3 protein-coding genes are annotated in these 7,165 nt (G+C 43.3%); 2 read left to right on the top strand and 1 reads right to left on the bottom strand.

Features of this window, described 5'->3' with window-relative positions; all coding sequences use genetic code 11:
- Positions 1-341: 341 nt before the first annotated feature.
- Positions 342-1,961 (bottom strand): inorganic phosphate transporter, encoded by a 1,620-nt coding sequence (locus MWG72_RS15235; protein ID WP_044111639.1) that lies wholly within the window; start codon positions 1,959-1,961, stop codon positions 342-344.
- A 536-nt stretch (positions 1,962-2,497) separates the two neighbouring features.
- On the opposite strand from MWG72_RS15235, the gene metH reads away from it, so the two are divergent.
- Positions 2,498-6,184, top strand: a complete 3,687-nt coding sequence (metH, locus tag MWG72_RS15230) for a methionine synthase (RefSeq protein WP_247144415.1) — start codon at positions 2,498-2,500, stop codon at positions 6,182-6,184.
- Positions 6,185-6,429: 245 nt separating this feature from the next.
- On the top strand, positions 6,430-7,165 hold a 736-nt coding region (locus MWG72_RS15225), incomplete at its 3' end, for a TIGR02391 family protein (RefSeq protein WP_247144414.1).

Genomic DNA, 7,165 nt, shown 5'->3' with positions numbered 1-7,165 from the left:
CCTAAAGCAGAGAGAACTTTAATTGAAAATGGGCGTTCCCTCTCCTTCTAGGAGAGGGTTAGGGAGAGGTTAATTTAGGCTTTCAATCATTCAAATTCTTATGAATGTGCTTTGGGCAGATTTAAGTTGATCTATTTTATAGCTTCTTTTTTTCTTTACTTTTGAAAGATCAAAAGTAACAAAAATCTTTTGTTAAGCTGATGATATGTCCCTATATCACAGCCTAACGGCGACATCCCTGTCGCCTTAATCGTAATTTAGATTCCTCTTTTACATCCTTAATTTTTCTTCCACCCATAAAAAAAGCTGCTCTAGAGCAGCTTTTTTTATGTCTAAATAACTTAGAACACTTTTAACAGTACCCAATACAAACCGCCTGACAGGCAGATCGTTGCTGGCAAGGTAAATATCCAAGCAGACAGAATAGTTTTCACCATCTGGAAGTTCAGACCTGACTTGTTCGCCACCATGGTACCTGCTACTGCAGAGTTCAATACATGGGTAGTGGATACCGGCATACCAAAGCCATCTGCCGCCGCAATGGTCGACATCGCAACAAGTTCGGCAGACATACCCTGACCATAAGTCATATGCTGTTTACCAATACGCTCACCGACAGTCACGACAATACGCTTCCAGCCGACCATCGTACCCAGACCGAGTGCCAAGGCTGTCGCCACTTTTACCCAGGTCGGGATGTATTGCAGGAATGAATCCAGATTGTCACGGTATTCATCCACTGTTTTTTCCTGCGCAGCACTCATTGCCGGTAAAGCTTCTGCTTTATCCAGACGCTTAAATGCTGTAGTGCTCAGATACATGTCATTACGGAATTCAGATACTTGAGCTTCAGGAACATCCTTAATGCTGGTATAGCTACCGACTTTCTCACCCAGATGATCCGTCAAGCTTGCCAATGCAGGCACGACTTCAGGGGTAATTTCCTTGGTCTGAATGTATTTGGTGATCACATCACGGGCTTGTTCATCCGGAATATCCTGATGATTTGGATAGATCACATCCGCTGTTTGTGCAGATAACTGACCAAAAGATTGAATATGTTGTGCATCCAGATTCTTGTTCAGCGAGTACGCCAACGGTACACAGCCGATCAGAATCAGCATGATCAGGCCCATACCTTTTTGACCGTCATTTGAACCATGGGCAAAGCTCACCCCAGTACAGGTAAAGATCAGCATGGCACGAATCAATGGTGGCGGTGGCTTGTTACCTTCAGGTGGCTGGAACAATTCCAGTTGACGCTTGAAGATTTTTTTCACCAGCAGGAACACAATCGCAGCAAATGCAAAACCGATTAAAGGCGAGAATAACAGCGCCTTACCGACTTTCATCACCTGCTCCATGTCTATACCTGAAGCGCCAGTACCGGCATTCAGAATATAGTTCATGATGCCCACACCCAGAATCGAACCGATCAGGGTATGTGAACTGGATGCCGGAATACCGAGGAACCAGGTTCCCAGATTCCAGAGAATTGCCGCGATCAGCATGGCAAAGACCATGGCAAAGCCTGCTCCGGAGCCGACATTCATGATCAGCTCGACCGGCAATAACGCAATAATGCCGTAAGCGACCGCACCACTGGCCACCATAACTCCAAGGAAGTTACAGAAGCCGGCCCACATCACTGCGACGGGAGCAGAAAGTGCGTTGGTATAAATGACCGTGGCAACTGCATTGGCGGTATCGTGGAAGCCATTGACGAACTCAAAGCTCAACGCAATAAAAAGTGCCGTCGCTAACAAAATAACTGAATACAAGCCTAAGGCCGGTACATGCGCTAAATCTGCAGACAACTGAAAGCCGATATAAATCAGCGTAGTGATAATAAGAGTCAGGAACACCGGCATAAAAAATTTCGGTGTTGGCACATGAACATTGGTCGACTTTTGGGAAGCCGACCCGTGTGCTGAATCTACGGGAGTTTGATTAGGATTCATGCAAGCAGGAATAGAGGATTCAAGAATCCCCATATTGTTCAGTTAAATTGTGACAATTATATGACAAACTGCTGTCATATGAAGCAATTATTTGGATTTTCTTGCTGCTATTCGTCCTGTTTAATTCCGACTAAAACACTAGATTTTGATTTTATAAATCAATTACTTAAGAGAGGATTCCAGCTTATTTAAGCTTAGCAACCGCACATATTTTGCTACCAAAACGATTCATGCCCTACCTGTCATCAAGCAGAGCAAAAGTTTCATTTGCACAGCATAAGCCATCAATATGACAATTTCATGAATGAAAGCATCAGCTTAATTTTCTGATCCTGTTTTTTGTCTGTAAGGCATCGAATCAGATTCGAGATTGCATTATTTTCTGATCCGGATGTTAAAACTTGTTGTTTTTCTAGATGACTTATCAAATTTTCATATCATGCTTATCCATCATTCTGAGCAATCTCAGCAGAAATCAGCCAACTAATCTGCTAAGATTAGCGTCGTTTTTTTTGATTTCTGCTGAGAAAGTTTGAATGTCTACACTTACCACTTTAAAAGAACTTCTTGCCAAAAGAATTTTAATTATCGATGGTGCGATGGGTACCATGATCCAGCGCCATAAACTGGAAGAAGCCGATTATCGTGGTGAGCGTTTTGCTGACTGGGCCTATGATCTCAAAGGCAATAATGATTTGCTGGTGCTCACTCAGCCACAAATTATTCAAGGCATTCATGAAGCTTACTTGGAAGCTGGCGCCGACATTATTGAAACCAACACCTTTAACGGTACCCGCGTTTCAATGTCGGATTACCACATGGAAGATCTGGTTCCCGAGATTAACCGTGAAGCAGCACGTCTGGCCAAAGAAGCCTGTGCCAAATATTCAACGCCTGAAAAACCACGCTTTGTGGCAGGTGTGATTGGTCCGACATCGCGTACCACTTCTATTTCTCCAAACGTAAATGATCCGGCATTCCGTAACATCACTTTTGATGCGCTCAAAGTTGACTATATTGAATCAACCAAAGCCTTGATCGAAGGTGGTGCAGACATCATCCTGATCGAAACTGTGTTCGATACCTTGAATGCCAAAGCTGCCATCTTTGCGGTGAAAGAAGTCTTTAAAGAATTGGGCTATGAACTGCCAATCATGATTTCAGGTACGATCACGGATGCATCAGGTCGTACATTGACTGGTCAAACCGCTGAAGCCTTCTGGAACTCGATGCGCCATGCAGAGCCGTTATCTATCGGCTTTAACTGTGCGCTTGGTGCAGATGCGATGCGCCCACACGTGAAAACCGTTTCTGACGTTGCCGATACCTTTGTTTCAGCGCATCCAAACGCTGGTTTGCCAAATGCCTTTGGTGGTTATGATGAAACGCCGGAAGAAACTGCAGCATTTATTAAAGAATTTGCTGAAAGTGGCTTAATTAATATTACCGGTGGTTGCTGTGGCACTACGCCGGATCATATCCGCGCGATTGCAAATGCTGTTGCAGGCATTACCCCTCGCCAAATTCCTGAAATTGAACCGGCTTGTCGTTTAAGTGGTTTAGAGCCATTTAACATCACCAAAGATTCACTGTTTGTGAACGTCGGTGAACGTACCAACGTCACCGGTTCGAAAAAATTCCTGCGTCTGATTCGTGAAGAAAACTTCGCCGAAGCACTTGATGTTGCCCGTCAACAGGTTGAAGCCGGTGCGCAGATCATCGACATCAACATGGATGAAGGCATGCTCGATTCGCAAGGTGCGATGGTGCATTTCCTGAATCTGATTGCTTCTGAGCCAGATATTTCACGTGTGCCCATCATGCTGGATTCTTCTAAATGGGAGATTATCGAAGCGGGCCTGAAATGTGTGCAAGGTAAAGCCGTGGTGAACTCGATTTCCCTGAAAGAAGGTCATGACGAGTTTGTCGAACGTGCCCGCCTCTGCCGTCAATATGGTGCTGCGGTCATCGTGATGGCATTTGATGAAGATGGTCAGGCCGATACAGCTGCGCGCAAAAAAGAAATCTGCAAACGTTCATATGATGTTCTTGTGAATGAAGTGGGCTTCCCCTCTGAAGATATCATCTTTGACCCGAACGTCTTTGCGATTGCGACCGGTATTGAAGAACACAACAACTATGGTGTGGACTTTATTGAAGCGACTGGCTGGATTAAACAGAACCTGCCAAATGCGATGATTTCTGGTGGTGTATCGAACGTATCGTTCTCGTTCCGTGGTAACGAACCGGTGCGTGAAGCGATTCACTCGGTGTTCCTGTACCATGCCATTCAACAAGGCATGACCATGGGTATTGTAAATGCCGGTCAGATGGCGATTTACGATGACATCGATAAAGAATTGAAAGAAGCCGTTGAAGATGTTGTTTTAAACCAGAACCAGGGTGAAAGTGGTCAGGAAGCAACCGAAAAACTGCTTGCTGTTGCTGAAAAATACCGTGGTCAAAGTGGTACGCAAAAAGCTGAAGAAAACCTTGAATGGCGTAATGAGTCTGTTGAAAAACGTCTTGAATATGCATTGGTAAAAGGTATCACGACTTATATTGACCAGGATACCGAAGAAGCGCGTTTAAACTCTACACGTCCACTGGATGTGATTGAAGGTCCATTGATGGCGGGTATGAACGTAGTCGGCGATCTGTTCGGTGCCGGTAAAATGTTCTTGCCACAAGTAGTCAAATCTGCACGCGTGATGAAACAGGCTGTAGCGTGGTTGAACCCGTTCATTGAAGCTGAGAAAACCCAAGCCGAAGCAAAAGGTAAAATCCTGCTGGCTACGGTGAAAGGCGACGTACACGACATCGGTAAAAACATCGTTGGCGTAGTATTAGGCTGTAACGGTTATGACATCGTGGATCTGGGCGTGATGGTGCCATGCGAAAAGATTCTACAAACTGCGATTGATGAAAAAGTCGATATCATCGGTTTGTCTGGTCTGATCACACCTTCATTAGATGAGATGGTCTTTGTTGCCAAAGAAATGCAGCGCAAAGGCTTTAACATTCCGTTAATGATTGGTGGTGCGACGACTTCTAAAGCGCATACCGCCGTGAAAATCTCACCGCAATATCATAATGATGGCGTGCTTTATACCGCAGATGCTTCACGGGCCGTGGGTGTAGCAACGCAGTTGCTCTCTCCTGAGATGAAGCCAAAATTGCTGGCTGACTATGCAGCGGATTATGAAAAAATTCGTACCCGTCTTGCGAACAAACAACCGAAAGCGGCGAAATTGTCTTATCAAGAGTCAGTCGAAAACGGCTTCAAGATCGATTTCGACAAGAATGCACCGGTTAAACCAAACTTCATTGGATCTGAAACTTTCACAAATTATCCGCTTGAAGCTTTGGTGGAATATTTTGACTGGACACCGTTCTTTATTTCATGGAGCCTTGCGGGTAAATTCCCGAAAATCCTTGAAGATGAAGTGGTGGGTGAAGCAGCACGTGACTTGTATGAACAAGCACAAGCAATGCTGAAAGACATCATCGAGAATAAACGTTTTGATGCGCGTGCGACGTTTAGTATTTATCCTGCAAACCGTGTAGCAGCAGATACAGTTGCCGTTGCAGATGAAGCGGGTAATGTAACCCACAGCTTCGAGCACTTACGTCAGCAGTCTGACAAAGTGACAGGTAAAGCGAACTACTCTTTGGCAGACTTTGTTGCGCCAAAAGATGTGGCTCAGGATTACTTGGGTGGCTTTACCGTGTCGATTTTTGGTGCGGAAGAACTTTCGCAAGAATACAAAGCCAAAGGTGATGACTATAATGCGATTATGGTTCAAGCCTTGGGTGACCGTTTTGCCGAAGCATTTGCAGAGCATTTACACGAGCGTATTCGTAAAGAGTTCTGGGGCTATCAAGCAGACGAAGCTTTATCAAATGAAGATTTAATTAAAGAAAAGTATGTCGGTATTCGTCCTGCACCAGGTTATCCTGCTTGTCCTGAGCATTCTGAAAAAGCACCACTCTTTGATTGGTTAGGTACAACCGACAAGATTGGTACGTACTTGACGACGAGCTTTGCGATGTGGCCACCTTCATCAGTGAGCGGTTTCTATTATGCAAACCCTGAAACTGAATACTTTAACGTGGGTAAAATCTCTGGCGACCAGTTGGAAGATTATGCGAAGCGTAAAGGTTGGACGTTAGATGAAGCGAAACGTTGGTTAGCACCGAATTTGGATGATTCTGTGGTTTAATAACCACTTAATCCCCCTAGCCTCCTTTACTAAAGGGGGAATAAAAAGTCCCCTCGAGTGAGGGGATTTTTTGTTTTGAATCTTTTAATCTCCCCTAACCCCTCTTTTTCAAAGAGGGGGATTTCACGGATCAAATTGATTACGTGATAGCTCCTCCCTTTTTAAAGGGAGATTGGGAGGGATTAATTGATATAAATAAAACAATTACTTAAAATGAATAAATACTAAAAATTGAACATTAAATAATGGCTATCATAAAAATTCTAGATTCAGGAAGTTTAGAGTCAATATGTAAAATTCTCGGTGAAACGAATGATGGACTTTCTGGAACTGAGATAGGCAAATATCTAGCAGAATGTCATATCCCTGACCTTCAACCGAATATCACCAAATGGAAACGTCTATACGAAGCTTTAAATAGCAAACAACACAATGACCGTTGCTCAAATCATATTTTAGCTTTTATAAAGCACGTTATGCGCCCATCGAGACACATAAATAGGAAGGAGTGGTTTGAATACATAAGAAATGATTTAAATTTTGCTTTATCTTTCGAAGGTTTTGAATTAACAGAAAGTGGAGAAATCAAGTACGCTGAAAAAGTTCAAACTTTCAGTGAGGCTGAAGCACGAGCAAAAAATTTAAGAAAATCATTATTAGATAGAAAAATTCATCCTGATGTACTTACTTTCTGCAAAGCAGAATTACTTGTAGATAACTATTTTCATGCAGTATTTGAAGCTACTAAAAGTATTGCTGAGAAAATCAGACTTAAAACGAATCTAACTTCTGATGGAGCTGAATTAGTTGATCAAGCTTTTTCGTATAAAAATAAAGTGCCTTATTTAGCCTTAAATAATTTAACCACACCGAGCTATCAGAGTGAACAGAATGGTTTTATGCATTTACTCAAAGGCATATTTGGAACATTTAGAAATACTACAGCCCATGCTCCCAAAATTACATGGAGTATAGATGAAC

Origin of the sequence: Acinetobacter lwoffii (assembly GCF_022967985.1) — a bacterium.
Taxonomy (GTDB): Bacteria; Pseudomonadota; Gammaproteobacteria; order Pseudomonadales; family Moraxellaceae; genus Acinetobacter.
The sequence above is the reverse complement of the archived record's forward strand: the minus strand, read 5'-3'. Positions and strand labels throughout refer to the sequence as shown.